The organism is Fictibacillus barbaricus (genome assembly GCF_014635025.1).
In the GTDB taxonomy this organism is placed as follows: Bacteria; Bacillota; Bacilli; order Bacillales; family Fictibacillaceae; genus Fictibacillus; species Fictibacillus barbaricus.
Genome location: NZ_BMCE01000002.1, coordinates 1,115,360 through 1,135,549, shown reverse-complemented (window position 1 = coordinate 1,135,549; position 20,190 = coordinate 1,115,360). Strand labels below are relative to the sequence as shown.

Sequence of the window (20,190 nt, the reverse complement as noted above, 5' to 3'; positions counted from 1 at the left end):
GACGCTATATTCATTTAATATTCTTATAGTTTTATTCATTAAGATTTATTCATTAGACATCGTAAGAGCTCACAATATTGCATAGCACTTGGATATGTCTGAGTGCTATTTATTTTGGTATTGGGTACAACAAAAAAAGAGAATGTACAAGCACTTTTAAATTTAGTTCATAAAATATAATAATCGAAGGTCTGCCTTCGAGGTAAAAAGGGGGGTTAATTATGAATAGTCTTGAAAATTTTTCGAGTAATCATTCTTGCGGTTGCTGGAGAGAAAGTAACGAAAATCACAGTTGCGATTGTCATAGAAGAAGACATGATAATGATTGCGATTGCCATAGAAGAAGACATGATAATGACTGCGATTGTCATAGAAGAAGACATGATAATGATTGCGATTGCCATAGAAGAAAACATGATCACGAATGTAATTGCCATAAAAGAAGACATGATCACGAATGTAATAGCCACAAAAAGAGATGCGATGAATGGAGCAGATGCAAAAAGAAACATGAATGCGATCGCCGTAGGAACAGAAACAGACTGGAAAGAGTTAGCGTCGTAAGTAGAACTATTTTCGGCAATTAAGATAAAAGGTACCTCATACGGGTACCTTTTTTTTACTAAAAATGAGCCTCCTAAGGGAGCAGCTCTTCAAAAGAATAATGAAAAGAGATAAGGTCTCTCTTTACATAAAGTACGCATGGCTTGTCTAGATGATTGGACTAGAATTGGTAAAAAATCATTTAAACGGCCTATTTGTTTATGCAGGATCACTAAATTAAAAAGATGTAACATTCACTGCGACACTCTTTAATAAGATGTGAAGAGAAGAACTTTTGTAAGAGAGGTGTTTACATGGAGAAAAGCCTGTTTAGTGAAACTAGATTCATATTAGTGGATAAAGGAGAACTTAAAGGGAAAATTTTGGAGGTATTCGCTGTAGATCAGGATTATTATTACATTAAATCTGCATTTAAAAACAGTCAGCAAAAGATTCCTTGTGATTATGCAAGGTTGATTCCTAAAGAGTGTAAACCGATAGAAGGGGATATCGACGAATTAGCCAAGAAAGGGATTAAAGTTCAGGAACATATTAATAAGCATAAATAAATGATGTGCCGACCAAATAAGCAGAGAAGGGATTGGCACCATTATAGAATAGGAGTCTGTCCCTTCCTCATTGTAATCAGCTATTCCTATGTTTCCAAAGATGTTCAAACGGGCATTTATCCGGGGACTGTTCATCATCGCTCAAAAAATACTGCTTCCATTCAAAATTCTCGTCAGTACCATACACGTTAAGGTCAACGTGTGCCTCAATCGAGTCATATTCAGCAAGTCTCTGACGTATCCCTTCTTTCACTTTTCTGCTGCTCTTCGTCTCATTAAATTTCTGAATGACCCATCGTGGCGTTATAGCGAGCATCATGAAAGGAAAGGAACGGCTCTGCCGCTTCTCATGCTCCGGGGTCGCGCAATATATAAAATACGGTTCCTGATCAAAGCAGAACTCCCACTCGTTCTGATAGGGATCAGGAGGTATATGTTCTGGCCAATCCGCCTGATCGCGTTCATGGATGGCAGACAGCAAAGACCAGAACTCCTTAAAATAATCATCTATTTTAGTGGCATCCGTCTCAAAAAAGAAAACAATCAAAGAGCTGTACTTTCCAGTGTCTCTTGCTATATGCCCGTACTGTCTTAAGATCTCCGCAAACTCATCCCTCGACTTTTTTGAGGAAGGGTTCTGTAAAAACGCATATCTAAAATTCCCCATTTTATGCCCTTGGGCTGCAGGAATACATGGGAATAGGTTGGTTGGATGTGAAAGCTTCTCAGAGAAAGCCTGATAAGCAGAACGTTCCCATTTCTTAAAAAATAATGGGTTTTGTACAATGAATTCTGAATCATAAAAAGCCAATGGATCTCTCACTCCTCTCTCTACTAGAGTAATGAGGGTAAGGTTGTCCTGTGACTGTCCGATTGTTAAATAAGCAGGTAACAATGATAAAAATCAAATATTGTTTTGAAGTTCGATATAATGGAATAATAAGGTAATATGAAGTTGAATAGATTGAAAAGGAGTTGAGTGGTATGCCTTGGCTGATCATACTTATCCCGGTCGTGCTTCTCCTGATTTTTGCTGTGTATATCGATTATCGAGGAAAGAAAAAAGGAAGAGATGGGGTTAACATGTATCACAATGACCAGCACTTGAGTAATGGAACACAGATTAATAATGCCGCAGAAATGGGGAAGGCTGCAGGACGGGACCATCATCAAGGACCGTTTTAAGGCAGTAACGCCCAGATCATCTATCCCTGCCTAGCTTTCTTATCCTTGTTCTTCTATTTTTGATATAGCATATTCGATCAAAAAAAGACCCGGGTGTATGCCGGGTCTCTTTTCTTATATTATTTATTGTTGTTATTATTGTTTCTTGAATTTCCGCCTTTTTCACCGATCTCTTGATAAAATTCTTTGTCATGATTTTGGGAGGTAGCTTCGCCGCCTTTTTTACCTATTTCCTGATAAAAATCCTTGCCATGCGATTTGGAAGTTTCTTCACCGCCCATACGACCTGCTTCTTCTCTGCTCATTTTTCCATTGTCTCTAGCCATTGAAAATTCCTCCTTATGGTTTGTAGATTTTAGCTGATCAAAAATAAATTTATCAGCTCTATTTTGTATGTAACCCTTATATAAGGATAATAAACTGGTGAATGTGCTAACGGTTTTTCTTATTAATAAGTAAAAGGGCAGGTAAGTGAAATCCTTTTGTCGAGACACCTTTAAAGAATGCACATATCTAAAAGGGTTTGAAGAACCAGCAGGCAAAGGAGAGATTGTAATTGAAAATTAGAGTGATAACTCATTCTGTGAAATTAATAGTTGGTGTAAGAGATCAATAGATGTATACTGATATGAAAAGAAAAAAGGCAGGCGTGTTCTCAAAATGAAAGTAGCATATCTAGGTCCTCAAGGAAGTTTCTCAGAAGAAGCTGCCTTTCGTTATTTCTCCAAACATGATAAGTGGCATATGTGTGATTCCATTGTGGATGTTCTTGAAGCTGTTGAAGAAGGTAAGGCTGATAAAGGTATTGTTCCAATTGAAAATTCCATTGAAGGGACAATCAATATTACAGCTGATGGTTTATTAAGATATGATCTTTTTGTAGAAGCCGAAATCATCTTTCCCGTTTCCTTGCACCTTCTCACATTAAAGGGAGCGAGCTTGCAAGAGATAACTGAAGTCTGGTCTATCGTACCAGCATTAGCTCAATGCAGGGATTTTATGAGAGAAGCAAAAGTGAAAAGCAGGCAGTTTGACAGTACGTCAGCCGCAGCACAGGCTGTTAAAAATCAAGAAAGGAAAGATGTTGCAGCCATCGCATCTAAGTATGCCGCAGAAGTTTTCGACTTGCAGATCACAAAGAGCGATATTCAAGATAACAGCAACAACCATACAAGGTTCGTAGTAATCAGCAAAAAGAATAGTGGACAAAATCATAATACAAAAACGATGCTGTTAATTTCTCCTACAGAGGATTATTCAGGCGTATTATCTTCCATCTTGAATGTTTTTACGGCACTTTCCATTAACTTAACATGGATCGAATCACGCCCGACGAAGAAACAATTAGGTACATACCACTTTTTTGTAGAAGCCCAAAATGGCTTGCATGAAGAGAAAATGAACAAAGCGATCACCATCTTGAAAGCGTTTGGACACGATGTTCGTGTTCTAGGAAGTTACAATACAATTAAGCTATAGTAAAAATAACCCTATGCCTTAAAGCATAGGGTTCCATTATTTCTTCAGGAAAAGTATGTTTCATTAATCCTGCCAATCAATATGCTGCTTCGTAGGTTCTGAATCGTTTTTCATTAAGTATTCTTGTAATTCTGGAAGGTGATCCGTATTAATGACATCCACATCAGCTTTCATGAGCTCATCCCAAACGGCTTCCCTTGTTGACGGTACGAGATCTGGTGTAGCCCAAAACCTTACGATCTGCCCTTTTTTGTGTGCTGTTTCTACAATACGCTCTAGCTTTTCGCGTTCATCAGAAGTCATTTCCCCAACTCCTTGCCATGTGAAATGTTTTGTCCAGTTATCGCTGATCACAGGAAGGAATGTATTCGATACTTGTGTTTCTAAATCACTCATTCGTCCATCATATGCTGCATAACGAACGGGTTGGTTCTCCATCAATGCTCGTGGTCGATTACCAGATATAATAACAGTTACAGCTTTTTGTTCGACTCCAACTTTAGAGAATTTTGTCAGCATCTTTTGGTAGTCGGCTAGCTCTTCATGAATCTTATTATAGGTGGCAACGTCCTCTGATTTAATATCAATCCATAACAAGAAATCCTGTTCGTTATTCTTGTAAACAGAGCCTTTATTCTGTTTAACTCTTTGTTTGAGCGGTTCTAAATATAACGATTTTAAAGTACGGTCAGGTTTCACATCAACCTGATCATGTGCCACAAGTAACTCGCCATCTTCTAGCCATACATCAGCCTCTACACTTGTAAAGCCATGGTCCAGTGCATCGTATAGCGGTCGTTCATGCTCATAGTCATTGTGGGCATGAGCCTTGGCTAAAGGAACAGGGTTTTCTTTATTGGAATCCGTTTCTGCTAAAGCTATTGTTGTGGATACCGGCATAGCGACTGCAAGTAACATAAGAGATATGAATAATCTCAATTTCTTCATTTGTTTATCCTCCCTGACTCTATTTTCACTCCTATCTTAACTGACAAATCACTTTAGATGGCCAAAACAAAGGAACCTTAACAAAGAAGTTACATCCTTTACATTCAAACAATATTCAGTTCCTAGCAAAATGAATGGTTTAGGCAGCCAATCAAGGATAGGTTAATGGAGGAGAGAATCTAGTAGGTAGATTTCCATCTAAGATATTATTAGAATTGGAATTCTTGTAAAAAGTCTATGACTTTCAGCAAGCTCCAAATAACACAGTTGAAATTAATGGAAATGAAGTGATTGAACGATATCCTAAAATTTGAAATAATTGTAATCGAATACAAACGACAATTTATGGGCTGTAACATACAGCTCTTTTTTATTTTTCATCCATTTAAATCCTTTTTTAAAAGTATACGTCTTACTGATTGAGGTGATAGAAAGTGCCTGAAGATCAACAGCTTGTTAAAGAAATATTGGACGGCAGTCAAGCAGCAATGGAAGTATTAACACGAAAATACTATAAAGCGATCTTTGCCTATGTCTATAGGAAAGTAGGAAACAGGGAGACAGCCTATGACTTAACGCAGGAAATATTCATAAAAGTGTTCCAGCGCATTCAGTCGTATTCCAATAAAGGAAAATTTTCAAGCTGGCTCTATTCCATTGCGGTCAATCATTGCAGGGATTATTGGAGAAGTTCAGATTTTAAACAGATTTCAAAACAAGCAGCATTAAACGAGGCTTTTGTGTGTGAACAAAATAATGTTCCTTACATCTTTGAGCGAAAGGAAGTGAGAGAGCAAGTGAAAACAGCGGTCGATTCACTGCCAGATTTTCAGAGAGAAGTGGTCATCCTAAAGTATTTTCATCATTTCAAGATTAAAGAGATCGCTGATGTGACTGATTCAAATGTTTCTACCGTGAAATCAAGGTTACATCAAGGATTAGGGAAGCTAGCCAAACTTTTAAAGCGGGGTGTTGAAGATGAGAACCAGAAAACTACACCATACATATGACACCGAGAATGATAACCAAATAGAGGAACTCGAACTTGAAATCGGTACATTCCTGGACGAATACGATGTGGAATATCCGACGGAGGAAGAGATCATGTTGACCATTCATGCAATTCGTCCCCATGTTCCTGTAAAAGAGAATAAATGGAATACAGCTATTAAAGGAATGGCTTCTATTATAAAACAAGCGTATGAAGAGATGTTCTATGTGAGTCCGTTGTTTTGGACCGCGAACGGTTTATTGTTCCTGATTGCATTAACTGGCGTGTTTGTTATGGATGGCAACCCTTATACCATGATGATGGTACTTGCACCTATCCCGACAATCACTGGTTTGATCGAAGTATTGAAAAGCCGAAATAGCGGTATGGCGGAACTTGAGATGTCGTTCAAGTATAGCTTTCAGGAGCTCATCCTGTCCAAGATGCTCGTAGTTGGCGGGTTTAATCTTGTAATCAATCTGCTTGTTACAATCAGCTTTGGAATGTTGAATCAAGAGATTTTAGTTTCGAAATTATTACTTTATTGGATGACACCATTCACCGTTTTTACAGCTTTATCGCTGCTTTTTGTTGGCCGATACAGAGGGATTTATTCAATTACGGGTGGGGTTGTACTATGGCTTACCAGTAGCGTCTTCTTAAGTCAGACTACTGTTGTAGAAAGAATCGAAAGTATGCCTGCTGAAATTTACCTATTAGTGATTGCTGCAGCTGCACTCACTGTCTTGTTCCAGGCTATCCACATTTATAAAAGGGGTGTATCTTTTGAAACTAACCATTAAACAAGTAACCAAAACATTTAAAGAAAAAAAAGCACTGGATGCTATTGATCTAGAGTTAACAACCGGGGTGTACGGAATACTCGGAGCAAACGGATCGGGGAAGACTACACTTATGCGGATTTTGGCAAGTGTGATGAAACCAACTTCTGGCCAGGTATTGTTAGACGGTCAAGATATTATGGCCATGAGTCACGAGTATCGGAATCTGATCGGCTATCTGCCGCAGCATGTTGGGCTCTATAAGAATTTTACAGCGGAAAAGTTCTTGAAATACATCGCCGCTCTTAAAGGACTTCCGAAAGAGGAAACTGATGAGAAGGTTGATGAAGTACTGGAATTAGTTGGTTTATCAGAGGCTCGCCGAAAAAAAGTAGGAGAATTTTCTGGTGGTATGAAACGCCGAGTAGGGATTGCACAAGCGTTATTGAACGATCCGAAAATATTAATCGTGGATGAACCTACGGCAGGTCTTGATCCGAAAGAAAGAATCCGATTTAGAAATCTCTTATCCAAGATCTCGAGTAATCGAATTGTAGTTCTATCTACGCATATTGTTTCAGACATTGAATTCATCGCGAAAGAAGTCCTGATCCTAAAAGAAGGTCAACTGATCAAGAAAGAAACGCCTCAACGATTGTTAAAAGGAATTGAAGACAAAGTATGGACGCTCGTTATAGATGAGAATGAAATACCGAGATACCAATCTCAATATAAAGTGGGGAACATTGCCCGTGTCGATGACCGTTTCCAGCTTAGAATCCTTAGTGATGATCAGCCAGATCACGATGCGATACAAGATCATCCTAATCTAGAAGACTTGTATCTATACTATTTTGATGAGGAGGAAACAGCTTGATGCAGCTGTTGAAATTTGAACTCTATAAGATTTTTAATCAAAAAATGGTGTACATCACGTTTTTATTTTTACTCTTGTTTTCAACAGGCTTTACGTTTGATAGTTCGACTCAAGCAGAAAGGGATCTATACAAAGAGTGGGAAGGCCCGTTACCAGAAGCAAAAGTGGAGCTGGCTGAAAAAGAGAATGCAAGACTAAATGAAATAATAGATAAAAGGGTAGAAGAAGGAAAAGAGGGACAAATCCTTACCGACACAGAAATTTTAAGGTCTGGCATTTATGAACAAATTGCCTTTATAAAAGGGTCGGAAAGGCAGTTGAAAGAAACATACAAGACGCTTGATCAGGAAAACAAGTATAACAGCGAACTTGGAAAGTCTATGATTCAGAAAGTAGACCTGTCCTATTTTTCGTATAATAAAGGACCTAGTGAAATGATCGATTACGCGAGCTTTTACTCGGTCCTTTTAACAGGATGCATGCTCCTTATCGGACTTTCGGCTACCTACACACAAGAATATAGTTCAGGTGTAGACCATTATATACTTAGTTCGCGTAAAGGAAAGGAAACATTGTTAACGTCCAAAATCATAGCATCACTCATTTATGCTGCAGTTGTTGTGCTAGTCTGGGAGATTTTTAATCTCGTGTGGAACGGAATAAAGTATGGGTTTGAAGGATGGTCTACACCTATCCAGCACATGTTTAAGTACTACTTTTCACCTTATAGCTTTACCATGCTAGAGTTTCATCTTGTTCAATTATGTCTTCACTTGTTTGCGGCCTTCGCTTTTGCAATGCTGATCATTTTGGTCTCTTCTCTCTGTAAAAACTCGTTGCTCTCTTTTTTTATCAATGCCGTGATTTTTGCAGTGCCATTTTTTGTTGTAGAAACTATGAATTTTCCTAGTTGGTTAGAAGATATGTTCAGTTTTTCATTTATCTATATCATGAAAGTTGAGTTCTTGTTTGATCATTTTAAGACAATTAATGTATGGGGAGCACCTTTGTTATATCCGATAGTTGGCCTATTATGGGTGATTATTATTTCTACCGTTATTCTATTGGTGACAAACAAAGTGATTAAGAATAAAGAGGTAACCGTGTAAAGAGAAAGCTGCTGTCTGTGCAGCTTTTTTATTTAAGAAAATGGCCTATTAAATGTTTTGGTCTTCTAAATACGAATAAGAGCTGCCTAAGTGGGCAGCTCTATAATAGGGTTAGCCTATTCTTTTTTTGTTTTTCTTGCTTTTACATTTTTTCTTATTCGCAAGAAGACCATTTAAGATACTTATTAAACTCAAAAAAGACACCCCCTATTTTGAGATTATTAAAAAGAGTCATAGCTCTCTTCTATAACATCTTACTCATGGCTTGTCTCAATGATTGGACTAGTGCGTGGTAACAATACAAAAAAACCAAGCCACGGCTTGGTTTTTACATGATTAAGAATTCAATAAAGAACCTCTTGAAGGAACTTTTCCAATACAGACACATCCGTAATTCGTTTGTTGCACGCATGACTGTCCATACAAATATAGTTACCGATTGCCTTATAATAATCAGGTGAAGCGTTAGCTGGTTTTGATTTCGTTATCGCAGAAAACAACGCAATGTCTCCAATCCCGTTACATAAGAAGCAGATTCCTTTTTTTGCAGGCGTATATCTTCCTTGGATGCCTGCTAATTGCCCGTTCAGATGATAAACAAGGAACAATTTATTTGTTGCGATGTCAACCCAGCCCAGGTAACTGATAAATCGATAATCGATGTCGTTTACATGAGGAGTCTTCAGCTTTTTATTCTTAGGGAACAGTTTGGTAATCTGTTTTCCTGAGACGCTTGGAAACTCTTCTAAATACTGTTCCAACGATTGCAGATAGTGCTGGAATTCTTCAGTTTTTCGTAATGTTACAATCTTTTCTAACATTTCTTGTTGAGGTTTTGTTGCTGATGGAAATGCATCTAAGATTTTGGATTGAGCACTATATTGTGCGGCTTCAATCACTTTTGGATCAGCACCGTTATTACAGGCATGCTGCAACAGTCCGACCTGTTTTTTGATGAGGTTATATTGATGGTTTCTAATGAATGGTGTATTCACTGCTTTCAGCTCCTTATTTTTTAGTGAAAAGAAAACAAGGTGCAAAGCCCATTATTAGAAACGATATCTACTTTCTTGGGCGAAAAATCTAATATACATGTACGCCCATACAAAGGATCGCCCCTATACTAGGCTTTGCATGAGCAGCTTCTGATTCCGGCAAAATGATTTGCCATTTCTACCGACCTCCATTCACCATTATTATAAGAAGGGATCAGCTTTCATGCAACCTTGCATATAACAAAAATGATGAACTCAGATCATATTCGGTGCGATTTTTATTTGATTTTTAACCGTATCAACTCTCAATTCATACAATATAATCTACAAAAATGTTTATTGGGAGTTGAATACATGGGATCTGCACAGTTAACAGGAAGAGTCATCTTTAAAGGAGACCCCGGCTATAAAGAAGCCATTAAAAACTGGAACCCTTATGTTAATACCTTTCCTCAAGTCTTTGTTTTTGCACAAAATGCATGCGATGTAAGTAATGCGATCATATGGGCTCGTGAGAATGATGTTCCCCTGCGCGTCAGAAGTGGCCGTCATGCGCTAGATAAGGACTTCTCAGTTGTAAAGGGAGGACTCGTTATTGATACTAGCGACATGAATAAAGTTCACTTAGATAAGAAAAAGGGAATTGCTACCGTTCAACCGGGAATTCGCGTGGGCCCGCTTGTAAAAGGATTAGCTCAAGAAGGTTTTATGGCTGTGTTTGGAGATAGTCCAACCGTTGGAATCGGAGGAATTACGACGGGTGGTGGATTTGGATTGGTCTCAAGGTCAATTGGTGTTATATCTGATAACCTCCTGGCACTGGAGACGGTGGATGCAAAAGGAAGGATTCTTAGAGCAGATGATTCTTGTAATGAGGACTTATTTTGGGCTTCACGAGGGGGTGGCGGCGGTACTTTTGGATATAATACCGAATACACGTTTAAAGTTCATCGTGCCCCTGCAACCGCAACTGTCTTTAATATTATTTGGCCATGGGAACAGTTGGAAACGGTATTTAGAGCTTGGCAAAATTTGATGCCGTTTGTAGACGAACGATTAGGGAGCTACCTTGAGATTTTCAGTAAAGTAAATGGACTGTGTCAGGCAACAGGACTTTTCTTGGGTTCCAGGCCTGAACTAATTCAAATATTAGAACCTTTACTAAGTGCTGGAACACCAACTGAAGTAGTTATAGAAACACTTTTCTATCCAGATTGTATCGATTTCCTTGATCCTCCCGAACCACCTTTTGCAGATCAAAATTTTAAATTCTCTTCGTCTTGGGCAAATAACCTTTGGCCTGAAGAACCCATTGCGGTCATGAAACAGTTTTTAGAAGATGCACAGGGAACAGAATCCAATTTCTATTTTACAAATTGGCGCGGTGCCATTAGCAGAGTGCCGAGCGACAAAACGGCATTCTTTTGGCGCAATCCATTGTTTTACACAGAATGGAATGCGACTTGGGTAGATAAGTCAGAAGAAGCTCGCAGTCTTGCATCAGTTGAAAGAGTGCGTAAGCTGTTGAAACCATACGTAGTTGGTTCATATGTTAACGTTCCAGACGAAAATATCAAAAATTTTGGATCTGCCTATTGGGGAGCAAACTTTGAAAGACTTCGAAGAGTAAAAGCAAAATATGATCCCGAAAATGTATTCAATCATCCACAGAGTGTTCCACCATCATGTTAAATCGTTTATGCGTTTTGTAAAAAAATATAAAACTATTTCGTCTTAAAATGCACCTCATTTGTTAGACACCATCTAACAAATGAGGTGCATTTTTTATTCTGGAAAGATGGGTAACAACATTTTTTGTTTATTTAAAAACAGATTAATAGTTATTTCAGATTCCATAATAAATAGCTTGAAAAAAAAAGTATATTGTAATTAGAAAAGATACGCATATAAGGACTAAATAATTAAGTTTTTTAAAATGATTAAGAATAACAGTTCTTTTAACCTATAATCCAGTTTGATAGAAATGAGCTTAAAGTAACGGAAAATGAATGCTATATTAAAATTGCTGAATAAGAAGAATTTTCTAAAAATTTTTATTGTAAAGCTATAAAAAATAACTATAATAAAATATAGAATACAAAGGAGGTATGATCTGTATGAAAAGTAAAATTATGGCTAGTGCGCTTGCGCTTACACTTGGGGCTTCAGTCGCATTCAGCGGTAGTCCAATCGCAGCAAAGGCTGAAAACGGTCAAGAAAAGAAATACATAGTAATCTTTAAGGAACAAGCCAAGTTGCCATCGGGATATGGCAGTGAAATCTCTAAGGCTGGTGGCCAAATTGAATCCAGATTGGACAAGCTTGGTGCAGTTGAAGTCGTTTCTAGTAACCCAAACTTCCTATCTGAGATCAAGAAATCGAGCACCGTTTTAGAAGCAGGTGTACAGAATATTGTTCAGCCTGAAACGGCAGCTATAGAAGAAACGGCATTCGTGACGGAAGCTGGATCATCTGCAGATTTATACAACTCCTTACAATGGGATATTAAGCAAGTTACGAAGAACGGGGAATCTTGGACCCTTCCAGGCGGTTCAGGTAAATCAGTAGACGGAAAAGATATAGTTGTAGGCGTAATTGATACAGGGATCGATTATAACCATCCTGATTTAAAAGCCAACTATGCTTATGGGAAGTCGTTTGTGCCAGGATACCCGGATGCTATGGACCAAAACTCACACGGAACACATGTAGCAGGATCCATTGCTGCTAAAGGTCGAACTATGGGTATCGGACCAGATTTAAAAGTAGCAGCATACCGCGTATTCGGCCCTACGGGTGGCGCGGAAACAGCTCATATTGCAGAAGCATTAATGACAGCAGCTGATGACAATGTAGATGTTGTGAACATGTCACTTGGCGGATACGACTGGTTCCAAAATCCTGAATATGCAACAAAAGATGTTGTGGCAGATGTTCGATTATTTAACAGAGCGATTCAGTATGCCATTCAAAAGGGTGTAACAGTGGTTGGATCTGCTGGAAATAATGCATTAGACATCAGCTCTCCTGGGAAGCTTTCAGGTGATGACAATGGTGCAACACACCGCAGTCCAAGCAGCCAAACCATGATTCGAGTTTCTGCTGGCGGACAACTGAAGAATCTAGCATTCTATTCAAATTACGGAGTTGGCAAGATTGATGTTCTGGCTCCAGGTGGAGACCTCGGCCCTGCCTATAATCCTGAGACAGGTGCTGGACGAGATAACACATATCTGTGCTTGAGCACGATTCCGGGTGGAGGCTACGGCTATAAAGGCGGAACATCAATGGCCGCTCCAAAAACTGCTGCACTTGCAGGCGTTATAATTGCACAGCACGGTAAGGACCAACTTTCCCCGTCACAAGTAAAACACATCATACAGTCTTCTTCTGAAGATGTCTTCAAAACAGGTTACGATGGAGAATCTGGGTTTGGTTTAATAAACGCGGTTAATGCATTAGATTAATAGGTAGATGTGAAGAAACAACCTCGAAAAAGCAGGTTGTTTCTTTTTGTTGATATAAAAAAGAAGCTACATGATGTGGATTCTTTTTTGGATTTCAAGTTGGTGTTAGAAGGACTTTCTCTATCTCGCAGGAGAAAGCTTGGAATCTTATTACTTCTCAAGAAGGATTGAATTTATGGTTGGGGGAAAGTAGCATTATTCTTCATCCAGGTCAGAAATACATTACGAAAACAGGATCAGGCGAAATCCGAGTGGTTAAACCGTTACAACAGCTTCGTCTAACTTGGCAAAAAGAAGAATGGAAAAGACCTTCTACAGTTCAAGTCCGAATTATTTCCAAAGCAAGTAATAAAACAACGATTAGTTTTCATCAGGAAAATCTCCCCCATGAAAATGTTAGAGAAGAAATGAAAGTAAATTGGGAGACAGTTCTAAACGGAATAAGGGAAATGTTGTAAAAAATATTAATAACCTGAATATTAACAATTGGGTAAATGGATATTTATGTTGAAATTTATGGGAGAGAATTGTGAAAAATGTACTTAAACTATCGTGGTAGGTTAGTTTATTAAGAGAATTAAAAAGAGGATACAGTACATACTGTATCCTCTAATCTTTTGCTGCATACAGTAGTCCGTTGTAGGTACAGGAATAACAGAAAATGATGGAGCCAAGTCCAGGAGTGACAAGTGAATACTCTCAAGATTTTTTCAATTTGTGGTGTCGTATATGTAGGAGACCTCTATGAGCCACTGCCTGCTAAATTGCGTGGGAGAGTGGAGTTCTTAGTTGCGAACACACCTTACGTACCAACAGAGGCAATAAAACTACTTCCCCAGGATACACGTCTTCATGAACCAATAGTTGCACTTGACGGTGGAATTGATGGACTTGACATTCAGCGAAGAGTCGCAGAAAAAGCATCACTTTGGTTAGCTGCTGGGGGTCACCTATTAGTAGAGACCAGCGAAATGCAGGCACACCTAACATTTGAAATCTTTAGTCAAAACGGGCTAATTCCTCAGATAAGATACAATCCAGAAATTGATGCAACTATCGTTATTGGCACTAAACCTAATCCTTTAAATGAATAATTTATCTGAGCAAAAAAGTTATTCCACAAAACCAGCTAATAGTTTGTCAACATTTTTCATTAAAAGCCTATATATATTCGTGTTATACTAATTTTGTCCATGACAAATAACCTTCCGATTTTCAATCTTGGAAGGTTTTTCATTTAGTGGATAGATGTAGATATTAAACTATATCTTGGTAAGTCGATCTGCTTTTTAAAAGGGCATAGATCCAGTGTAAGAGCTTATTTACACACGCAATGACTGCTACCCGAAAGGGTTTTCCTTCGTCGCGTTTCTTATTATAGAATTCTCGTAGTTTCTTGTTTCTAGGGATAATTTCATCCGTTGTTTTAAGCTTTCGGGCATCTCGGATGCCACAGGTGACAGCCATATACAAGGCTAGCCTAAGTCTGCTGGATCCTCGTTTCGTGATGCGGTTAACGGATGCTGTAAATCTCCCAGAAGAATAGACACTCGGGTCAACGCCTGCGAGCGCGACCAACTTTTTAGGGTGATTAAACCTTTCTATCTCGCCAATCTCTGAAATGATTGTTGCTGCAATCTTTTCTCCAATACCAGGGATAGATCGGATAATCTTATATTCTTCAATTTCTTTGGCGAGGGCATCTATTTCTGCTGCTAACATGGATAGATGCTCTTCGTATTGAAGAACGATGTTAATGAGCATTTTAAGATTAAAAATAAGACTCTCATATAAGTTGTTCTGAAATGGATTACGCAAGGCTGATTCTCTTAATTTTTGAGCTTTGTCCAATGCCCATTTCTCTGAACGACTTCTACATAACGAAGCAATTTTATCTCTCAATTCGGCTTCACTTACTTGTAAGACCGTTTCGGATGTTGGAAAAGCTTCTAACATTCGTAAAGAAACCTTTGAGTATAAATTTCCAAAAACGCCTCTATATTCGGGAAATACTTGATCTAGTATCGATTGAAGCTGTAACTTGGTTTGAGAGGCATTACTTGTGATCGTTTCTTGTTGTCTCGTAAGGTTGCGAAGATTTAAAAGCTGTATCCCTCTTTTTCGATGAGGAGCTAGCTCTTCCTTATAAAACAGTTCACAAAGCTGATAAGCATCTGCTGCGTCCGTTTTGACTTTCCTTAAATTCGCACTTCGGGAACGATGAGAAACAAGTGGATTTACCACAATGTACACATAATGGTGATCTTCTAGAAACTGAACAACAGGATGATGATAATGGCCTGTTGATTCTAAAATAACCGAAGGTTTCTTTCCATTCGTTAATCTCGTAATCTCTACCAAGAATTCTAATAAACGATCTAAACCATCAAGAGTATGCTTAACGCTAAAGCTCTTACGATAGGGTTTTCTTTTATTTAAGAATGCTTGAACTTGGCTTTCTCCTTTTGAAACATCCAGACCTACAACTGGATTCATCTATGATTCTCCTCCTAGAATAAATTAGTCGGTAACCCCTTAGCTCCTTCATAGGTTCGCTTGTTAAACGGGATCCTTCTTGTCCCAACCAGCCTGAAACATGTTTATACAAGTAGGGGGTGAACAGTTTTGTGGACGGGATCAGTAGTCCCACGGGTGCTACGTTCTACCCCGACTACCGATATAATAAGACCAAATAAAAAAAGGTCAACCAGAAATCTGGTTAACCTTATATTACGAACGGGTGCATTTTTCCGGGAAGGAGTTATGCATTTTTTAAAGAAGAAAGCCAGGAAGGCGTGAAGTTATGAAACCACGAATTACGGTAATTACAATAGGGGTAGATGATTTAGAGAGGTCATTGAAATTCTATCGGGACGGATTAGGGCTGCCGACAGAAGGTATAATTGGCAATGAGTTTGAGCATGGAGCTGTTGCTTTTTTTGAGCTACAAGAAGGCTTGAAACTTGCCATTTGGAATCGAAAAGATTTGGCTCATGAGGCAAAGGTTTCCCAAACGACACCAAGCCCTACCGAATTTACTCTTGGTCACAATGTTGGTAGTAAAGAAGAGGTAGATCAGGTCATGGAAGAGGCACAAAAGGCTGGAGCCGTTATAACGGACCCGGCACATGATACGTTTTGGGGTGGATATTCTGGACACTTTCAAGATCTGGATGGACATTTGTGGGAAGTAGTCTGGAATCCAGAGTGGGACATTTAACATTCCTTATTAAGCAAACGGGTGCATTTCTTTAAGAAGGAGATGTGCTCTTTTTTATTGAATAAAGGGAGGATTGTAGAATAAGAGTTTAATTACAAGTATTAGGATTAAAAAATATAGTTTAAGGAGTTGGACGATATCTCAGAACAAATCGGAGAACGCCAAGTACAAATTAACATTTGGGAAGATAAAGATCTTGAGCTGCTTTTTAAAATAAATGCTCCAGAAATGATGGAACATCTGGGAGGGGCAGAGACAAAAGAGCAAATTTTGAAACGGCAAAAAAGGTATCTTGAACTGGGTGAAAAAGGGAAGATGTTTAGCATTACTCAATCTCCTGATTTTGAAGCAGTAGGTTCTGTAGGTTATTGGCAAACTACTTGGAATGATGAAAGTGTGTATGAAATTGGATGGAGCGTATTACCACAATTTCAAGGGAAAGGAATAGCAACTCTTGCAGTTAAACTTGCAATTAATGAAGCAATAAAGGAGAAGAAATATAAATACATTCACGCTTTCCCCTCAGTTGAAAATCCTGCTTCAAATGCGATTTGTCGAAAGCTTAACTTTTCATTTATTTCAGATTGCGAATTTGAGTACCCGCCAGGTAACTTAATGCATTGCAATAATTGGCGTTTTACCATTAATACAAATAAAAATTAAATTTTAATTCTTCCTTAAACGGGTGCATTTCTTTAAGAAGGGAATGTACTCTTTTTTATTGAAATAAGTCCTTTGTGAAAATCATAAAAGGTTTTATTTTATAGTTAACTCAACATAGGAGTGTTAGAAAATATGTCTTTAATCGATGTTGATCATTGGGTAGTAATGCTATCTTTGATACTAATTATACTTTGTTTTTATTTCACCCTTACTTTCTTTCACTACTTAAAATTAGGTGATGAGCGTATGATAAAACAATCTAAATTAGCTGCTGTTATCTGCCTTGCTCTAAGTTTTTTAATACCAGTAATAAATAGTCTTTAAACTCAGAAGATAATTTACTCTACAAACGGGTGCATTTCTTCAAGAAGGAGAAGTGCTCTTTTTCATTGAATTAAAAGGGTAGTTTATTGAAGTTCATTGTAAATAATAATTTGAAAGAATAAATGACTAAAGGATGAATGGATAATGAAGCGTTCTTTTTTTAAAATTATCTATGCACTTGTTCTTTTCATTTTTGGATTAAATACATTTAATAATAAAGGTGTAGTAGAACGGTTAAAGGGAGAATACCCAGAAATAAAGGAAGTTGCAGAGAGTCTTCCTATAGCTGTTCAACAAAAATTAGCCGCTCCTACTGAATTACCCTTTAAACCAATAAATGTTGCATTAACTTACGCTGGAGATATGCCTGGAAAACCAATGAGAGATATTATACATACTGAATTTACTTATGGAGATGGAGAAGGAGTTAATCTTCGTGTCATCACCTTTCACAATAAAAAAGCTATTTGGTCTGATGAAAAACAAACCAATTGGATTAACTTAAAAGATGGAACAAAGGCATTTATAGAAGGTGATGCAGAAAATGTTCAACAAATTCGATGGAAAAAAGACGGTATATATTATTCAATTATGCTTATAAAATCACCTGAAATCGAAAAGGAATACTCGATTGAGGACGTTGTTAAAACGGCTAATTCAATGGAGTATTAGTAGAAGGTAGATCTTCAACAATTTTATTATTATTAATTTTAGAGACTTTTATTTAATGTGAAGAAAATTAAACAACTATTTTATAACACGTTCGAAAAAGGAACGGTGTTATGTGTGTTTGAGTAATAAAGTTAAACGACTTTATTATTTCTAAACAGCACTAGTTTCCTTTTATGTTCGTACTCGATTTGTACTCGTTCCGACTAGAAGCGTTCAATAACGTAACACCGCCAATTATCATCACTAATCCAATCAATGTAGTGAGGCTAAACGGTTCATCCCACACGAGTACACCGATCAGCGCAGTTAGTGCTGTTCCGATGCCTGACCAGATCGCGTAGGCTAAGCTTAACGGTACGGTTTTCAGGCAAAGGGATAAACAATAAAATGCGAGACCGAACCCGATTATGACGCCGATAGAAGGTAGTACATTCGTAAACCCATTCGATAACTTCAGCATCGACGTTCCAAAGATTTCGCTGATAATCGAGATGCTTAAATATACATAACCATTCATTTGAAAACCTCCTATTAATGAGCTACGCCGCCAGATAGCTTCAATACAACGACTCCTGCTATAATAAGCAACAACCCCGAAGCTCTTTTCAGATCAAATTTTTCTTTATAGACAAGCACACCAACCGTTGCTGTTAATGCAGTCCCGATCCCAGACCAGATGGCGTAGGCAGTGCCAAGCGGTATGACTTTTAACGATAAGGATAAACAGTAAAAAGCAACACCCATCCCGATCACGACGCAAACGGAAGGGAGAAATCGCTTAAAACCGCTAGATGCCTTTAACATCGAACTGCCAAACACTTCGCTTGCAATGGCGATAGCCAATAAAAAATATGGATTCAATAGTAATACCTCCAGCATTTTTTACGATAAATAAACGTCCTAAGACCTGAAATTACTGTACCGTTTCAGCGTTTTTAAAGTCAAATAAATCTTAAAAGAAATCACCCTAGTTTTATTAACGGGATGCAAATATGAACCCCTAGAAGAACAATAAAACAGTTACCCAAAACAGGGTGGCTGTTTTTCTTATCATAAATCTATCATCTGTTTTCCATGGGAATATATGCTAAATCCTATTATGATGAGTTTACTAGATGTAAGAGGAGGTAATTTTTATGGCGATGCCAACACATATCGTAGCGGTAGGCGGTTTTGTAGAAGATGCTCATGGAAATATTCTATTGGTTAAAACGATACATAACGGTTGGGTGTTTCCAGGTGGTCAAGTGGAAGCTGGTGAGAATTTGATTGATGCTCTGATCCGTGAAACGAAGGAAGAAAGCGGGATCGACATCACCGTTTCTTACCTTACAGGTGTGTATTCCAACTCGGGCCAATATAAGTGGCATGATGGTGTTACAGATATTCCAACGAAGGTGATGCTGGATTTTGTTTGTAGACCGGTTGGTGGAGAGCTTGCTATTTCAGAGGAAACCACAGACAGCCGCTGGGTAGCAAAAGATAAAGTGCTAGATTTGATTACAGAGGAGGCTATTCGTACTCGGTATAAAGACTATTTAAATAAAGAAGGCAAGATTCATTATAAAGAATACGTAACGAAGCCGAATTTCGAATTGAAAGTGGAGCGAATGGTTTAAGCTTGAGTCGTCATTGACCTGAGCTTTCTTTTTTTATTCAATCACAAGTGACAATAGTGTTATTTGAGCCTTGTAAATGTAAGGACAATCGATGGTGCTTACCACTCCACTTTTTTAAGATAAAGAAAAAGGTGGTGCTCCTCCATGGATATCTCTGAAAAGAATATACATGTATTTAGAATGATTAATGATTTAGGAAAGGAATACACCTATTTAAATGCTCCCGTGTATTTCATTGCTGAATATTTGGTGCTTGTTCTAGCGTTAAGTGTCGTATTGATGTGGTTAACAGGAAATAAAGCCAATAGGATCATGGTCTTCTGTGCAGTGATTTCTTTTGGTGCTGCTGAAGTGTTTGCGAAGTTTGCAGGGATGCTTCATCATAACCATCAACCATTTGCAGAACTATCCCACGTCAATAAACTCGTTGATAAAGCTGTAAATAATTCGTTTCCGAGTGATCACACTATATTGTTCTTTTCTTTTTGTATCACCTTTTGGCTGTTTAAAAGGGGTTGGTGGTTCCTATGGATAATACTCGCAGCTATAGTTGGCGTTTCACGTATTTGGGTTGGTGTACATTATCCGGCAGATGTTTTAGCCGGAGCTTTAATAAGTTTGGTTTCAGCCATCCTCGTTTATATCATCGTTCCTCAAATGAACGTAACAAAAAAGATCATTAAAGTCAGTGAAAGATTTGATCGCCTAGCTTTAACTAAAAGAAAAAAAGTCCCGAAAAACTATTAA

22 protein-coding genes and 2 pseudogenes are annotated in these 20,190 nt (G+C 38.1%); 17 read left to right on the top strand and 7 right to left on the bottom strand.

All coding sequences use genetic code 11. The annotated features are described in order from the left end of the window. Positions 1-231 precede the first annotated feature (231 nt). Positions 232-564, top strand: a complete 333-nt coding sequence (locus tag IEV52_RS15190; RefSeq protein WP_188403347.1) for a hypothetical protein — start codon at positions 232-234, stop codon at positions 562-564. A 293-nt stretch (positions 565-857) separates the two neighbouring features. Continuing rightward, positions 858-1,112: a hypothetical protein gene (locus IEV52_RS15185; protein WP_205723997.1), complete on the top strand. Its 255-nt coding sequence runs from the start codon at positions 858-860 to the stop codon at positions 1,110-1,112. 76 nt (positions 1,113-1,188) lie between these two features. Here the strand turns inward: IEV52_RS15185 and IEV52_RS15180 are convergent, their stop codons facing one another. Next, on the bottom strand, positions 1,189-1,923 hold the full coding sequence (locus IEV52_RS15180) for a YqcI/YcgG family protein (protein ID WP_188403345.1): 735 nt from the start codon (positions 1,921-1,923) through the stop codon (positions 1,189-1,191). A 173-nt stretch (positions 1,924-2,096) separates the two neighbouring features. Here IEV52_RS15180 and IEV52_RS15175 point away from each other — a divergent pair, with 173 nt between their 5' ends. Continuing rightward, complete coding sequence (locus IEV52_RS15175; RefSeq protein WP_188403344.1) at positions 2,097-2,297, top strand: hypothetical protein; 201 nt, start codon at positions 2,097-2,099, stop codon at positions 2,295-2,297. A 122-nt stretch (positions 2,298-2,419) separates the two neighbouring features. On the opposite strand, the pseudogene IEV52_RS15170 reads toward IEV52_RS15175, so the two are convergent. Continuing rightward, positions 2,420-2,623: pseudogene (locus IEV52_RS15170) on the bottom strand (KGG domain-containing protein); the annotation flags it as partial. Positions 2,624-2,957: 334 nt separating this feature from the next. Here IEV52_RS15170 and pheA point away from each other — a divergent pair. After that, positions 2,958-3,776, top strand: a complete 819-nt coding sequence (gene pheA / locus IEV52_RS15165; protein WP_188403342.1) for a prephenate dehydratase — start codon at positions 2,958-2,960, stop codon at positions 3,774-3,776. A 63-nt stretch (positions 3,777-3,839) separates the two neighbouring features. Here pheA and IEV52_RS15160 read toward each other — a convergent pair whose 3' ends face one another. After that, positions 3,840-4,724 carry a phosphatidylinositol-specific phospholipase C/glycerophosphodiester phosphodiesterase family protein gene (locus IEV52_RS15160; RefSeq protein WP_188403341.1) on the bottom strand — a complete coding sequence of 295 codons (885 nt, stop codon included), beginning with the start codon at positions 4,722-4,724 and terminating at the stop codon, positions 3,840-3,842. Between the two features lie 434 nt (positions 4,725-5,158). Here IEV52_RS15160 and IEV52_RS15155 point away from each other — a divergent pair, with 434 nt between their 5' ends. Genes IEV52_RS15155 through IEV52_RS15140 form a run of 4 tightly spaced genes read left to right on the top strand, consistent with a single transcriptional unit; the run spans position 5,159 to position 8,483 of the window. Then, positions 5,159-5,734, top strand: coding sequence for an RNA polymerase sigma factor (locus IEV52_RS15155; RefSeq protein WP_188403340.1), 576 nt, complete (start codon positions 5,159-5,161; stop codon positions 5,732-5,734). Next, on the top strand, positions 5,703-6,518 hold the full coding sequence (locus tag IEV52_RS15150; RefSeq protein WP_188403339.1) for a hypothetical protein: 816 nt from the start codon (positions 5,703-5,705) through the stop codon (positions 6,516-6,518). Before IEV52_RS15155 ends, IEV52_RS15150 begins: the two co-directional genes overlap by 32 nt. Further along, positions 6,502-7,374, top strand: a complete 873-nt coding sequence (locus IEV52_RS15145) for an ABC transporter ATP-binding protein (RefSeq protein WP_188403338.1) — start codon at positions 6,502-6,504, stop codon at positions 7,372-7,374. Before IEV52_RS15150 ends, IEV52_RS15145 begins: the two co-directional genes overlap by 17 nt. Continuing rightward, complete coding sequence (locus IEV52_RS15140; RefSeq protein ID WP_188403337.1) at positions 7,374-8,483, top strand: ABC transporter permease; 1,110 nt, start codon at positions 7,374-7,376, stop codon at positions 8,481-8,483. Before IEV52_RS15145 ends, IEV52_RS15140 begins: the two co-directional genes overlap by 1 nt. A 344-nt stretch (positions 8,484-8,827) precedes the next feature. Here IEV52_RS15140 and IEV52_RS15135 read toward each other — a convergent pair whose 3' ends face one another. Next, on the bottom strand, positions 8,828-9,478 hold the full coding sequence (locus IEV52_RS15135; protein ID WP_188403336.1) for a FusB/FusC family EF-G-binding protein: 651 nt from the start codon (positions 9,476-9,478) through the stop codon (positions 8,828-8,830). Positions 9,479-9,832: 354 nt separating this feature from the next. Between IEV52_RS15135 and IEV52_RS15130 the strand changes: the two genes are divergently transcribed. From IEV52_RS15130 to IEV52_RS15115, 4 genes and pseudogenes are all read left to right on the top strand, one after another. Next, positions 9,833-11,170: an FAD-binding oxidoreductase gene (locus tag IEV52_RS15130; protein ID WP_188403335.1), complete on the top strand. Its 1,338-nt coding sequence runs from the start codon at positions 9,833-9,835 to the stop codon at positions 11,168-11,170. 425 nt (positions 11,171-11,595) lie between these two features. After that, positions 11,596-12,945, top strand: a complete 1,350-nt coding sequence (locus IEV52_RS15125) for a S8 family serine peptidase (RefSeq protein ID WP_188403334.1) — start codon at positions 11,596-11,598, stop codon at positions 12,943-12,945. A 122-nt stretch (positions 12,946-13,067) separates the two neighbouring features. Beyond that, positions 13,068-13,403 carry an SRPBCC family protein gene (locus tag IEV52_RS15120; RefSeq protein ID WP_188403939.1) on the top strand — a complete coding sequence of 112 codons (336 nt, stop codon included), beginning with the start codon at positions 13,068-13,070 and terminating at the stop codon, positions 13,401-13,403. Between the two features lie 261 nt (positions 13,404-13,664). After that, positions 13,665-14,039 (top strand): annotated as a pseudogene (locus IEV52_RS15115) (class I SAM-dependent methyltransferase); the annotation flags it as partial. Between the two features lie 163 nt (positions 14,040-14,202). Here IEV52_RS15115 and IEV52_RS15110 read toward each other — a convergent pair. Then, complete coding sequence (locus IEV52_RS15110; RefSeq protein ID WP_188403332.1) at positions 14,203-15,441, bottom strand: IS110 family RNA-guided transposase; 1,239 nt, start codon at positions 15,439-15,441, stop codon at positions 14,203-14,205. Positions 15,442-15,748: 307 nt separating this feature from the next. On the opposite strand from IEV52_RS15110, the gene IEV52_RS15105 reads away from it, so the two are divergent. From IEV52_RS15105 to IEV52_RS15095, 3 genes are all read left to right on the top strand, one after another. Beyond that, the gene (locus IEV52_RS15105; protein ID WP_188403331.1) at positions 15,749-16,165 is read left to right on the top strand and encodes a VOC family protein; all 417 of its coding nucleotides are present in this window, start codon (positions 15,749-15,751) and stop codon (positions 16,163-16,165) included. Between the two features lie 138 nt (positions 16,166-16,303). Then, the gene (locus IEV52_RS15100; RefSeq protein ID WP_188403938.1) at positions 16,304-16,828 is read left to right on the top strand and encodes a GNAT family N-acetyltransferase; all 525 of its coding nucleotides are present in this window, start codon (positions 16,304-16,306) and stop codon (positions 16,826-16,828) included. A gap of 468 nt (positions 16,829-17,296) precedes the next feature. Then, entirely contained in the window at positions 17,297-17,824 is a 528-nt protein-coding gene (locus IEV52_RS15095) for a hypothetical protein (RefSeq protein WP_188403998.1), read from the top strand. 160 nt (positions 17,825-17,984) lie between these two features. Here IEV52_RS15095 and IEV52_RS15090 read toward each other — a convergent pair whose 3' ends face one another. Continuing rightward, positions 17,985-18,341 carry a DMT family transporter gene (locus IEV52_RS15090; protein ID WP_188403330.1) on the bottom strand — a complete coding sequence of 119 codons (357 nt, stop codon included), beginning with the start codon at positions 18,339-18,341 and terminating at the stop codon, positions 17,985-17,987. A 14-nt stretch (positions 18,342-18,355) separates the two neighbouring features. Further along, positions 18,356-18,685 carry a DMT family transporter gene (locus IEV52_RS15085; protein ID WP_188403329.1) on the bottom strand — a complete coding sequence of 110 codons (330 nt, stop codon included), beginning with the start codon at positions 18,683-18,685 and terminating at the stop codon, positions 18,356-18,358. Between the two features lie 275 nt (positions 18,686-18,960). Between IEV52_RS15085 and IEV52_RS15080 the strand changes: the two genes are divergently transcribed. Further along, positions 18,961-19,443 carry an NUDIX hydrolase gene (locus tag IEV52_RS15080; protein WP_188403328.1) on the top strand — a complete coding sequence of 161 codons (483 nt, stop codon included), beginning with the start codon at positions 18,961-18,963 and terminating at the stop codon, positions 19,441-19,443. A 144-nt stretch (positions 19,444-19,587) separates the two neighbouring features. Next, entirely contained in the window at positions 19,588-20,190 is a 603-nt protein-coding gene (locus IEV52_RS15075; RefSeq protein ID WP_188403327.1) for an undecaprenyl-diphosphatase, read from the top strand.

Bases quoted from the DNA above. Each gene is read 5' to 3' on its own strand.
- IEV52_RS15080 (WP_188403328.1), top strand. From the start codon at position 18,961: ATGGCGATGCCAACACATATCGTAGCGGTAGGCGGTTTTGTAGAAGAT.
- IEV52_RS15140 (WP_188403337.1), top strand. From the start codon at position 7,374: ATGCAGCTGTTGAAATTTGAACTCTATAAGATTTTTAATCAAAAAATG.
- IEV52_RS15130 (WP_188403335.1), top strand. From the start codon at position 9,833: ATGGGATCTGCACAGTTAACAGGAAGAGTCATCTTTAAAGGAGACCCC.
- IEV52_RS15110 (WP_188403332.1), bottom strand. From the start codon at position 15,441: ATGAATCCAGTTGTAGGTCTGGATGTTTCAAAAGGAGAAAGCCAAGTT.
- IEV52_RS15125 (WP_188403334.1), top strand. From the start codon at position 11,596: ATGAAAAGTAAAATTATGGCTAGTGCGCTTGCGCTTACACTTGGGGCT.
- IEV52_RS15185 (WP_205723997.1), top strand. From the start codon at position 858: ATGGAGAAAAGCCTGTTTAGTGAAACTAGATTCATATTAGTGGATAAA.
- IEV52_RS15075 (WP_188403327.1), top strand. From the start codon at position 19,588: ATGGATATCTCTGAAAAGAATATACATGTATTTAGAATGATTAATGAT.
- IEV52_RS15090 (WP_188403330.1), bottom strand. From the start codon at position 18,341: ATGAATGGTTATGTATATTTAAGCATCTCGATTATCAGCGAAATCTTT.
- IEV52_RS15095 (WP_188403998.1), top strand. From the start codon at position 17,297: ATGAAGCGTTCTTTTTTTAAAATTATCTATGCACTTGTTCTTTTCATT.
- IEV52_RS15105 (WP_188403331.1), top strand. From the start codon at position 15,749: ATGAAACCACGAATTACGGTAATTACAATAGGGGTAGATGATTTAGAG.
- IEV52_RS15175 (WP_188403344.1), top strand. From the start codon at position 2,097: ATGCCTTGGCTGATCATACTTATCCCGGTCGTGCTTCTCCTGATTTTT.
- pheA (WP_188403342.1), top strand. From the start codon at position 2,958: ATGAAAGTAGCATATCTAGGTCCTCAAGGAAGTTTCTCAGAAGAAGCT.
- IEV52_RS15150 (WP_188403339.1), top strand. From the start codon at position 5,703: ATGAGAACCAGAAAACTACACCATACATATGACACCGAGAATGATAAC.
- IEV52_RS15160 (WP_188403341.1), bottom strand. From the start codon at position 4,724: ATGAAGAAATTGAGATTATTCATATCTCTTATGTTACTTGCAGTCGCT.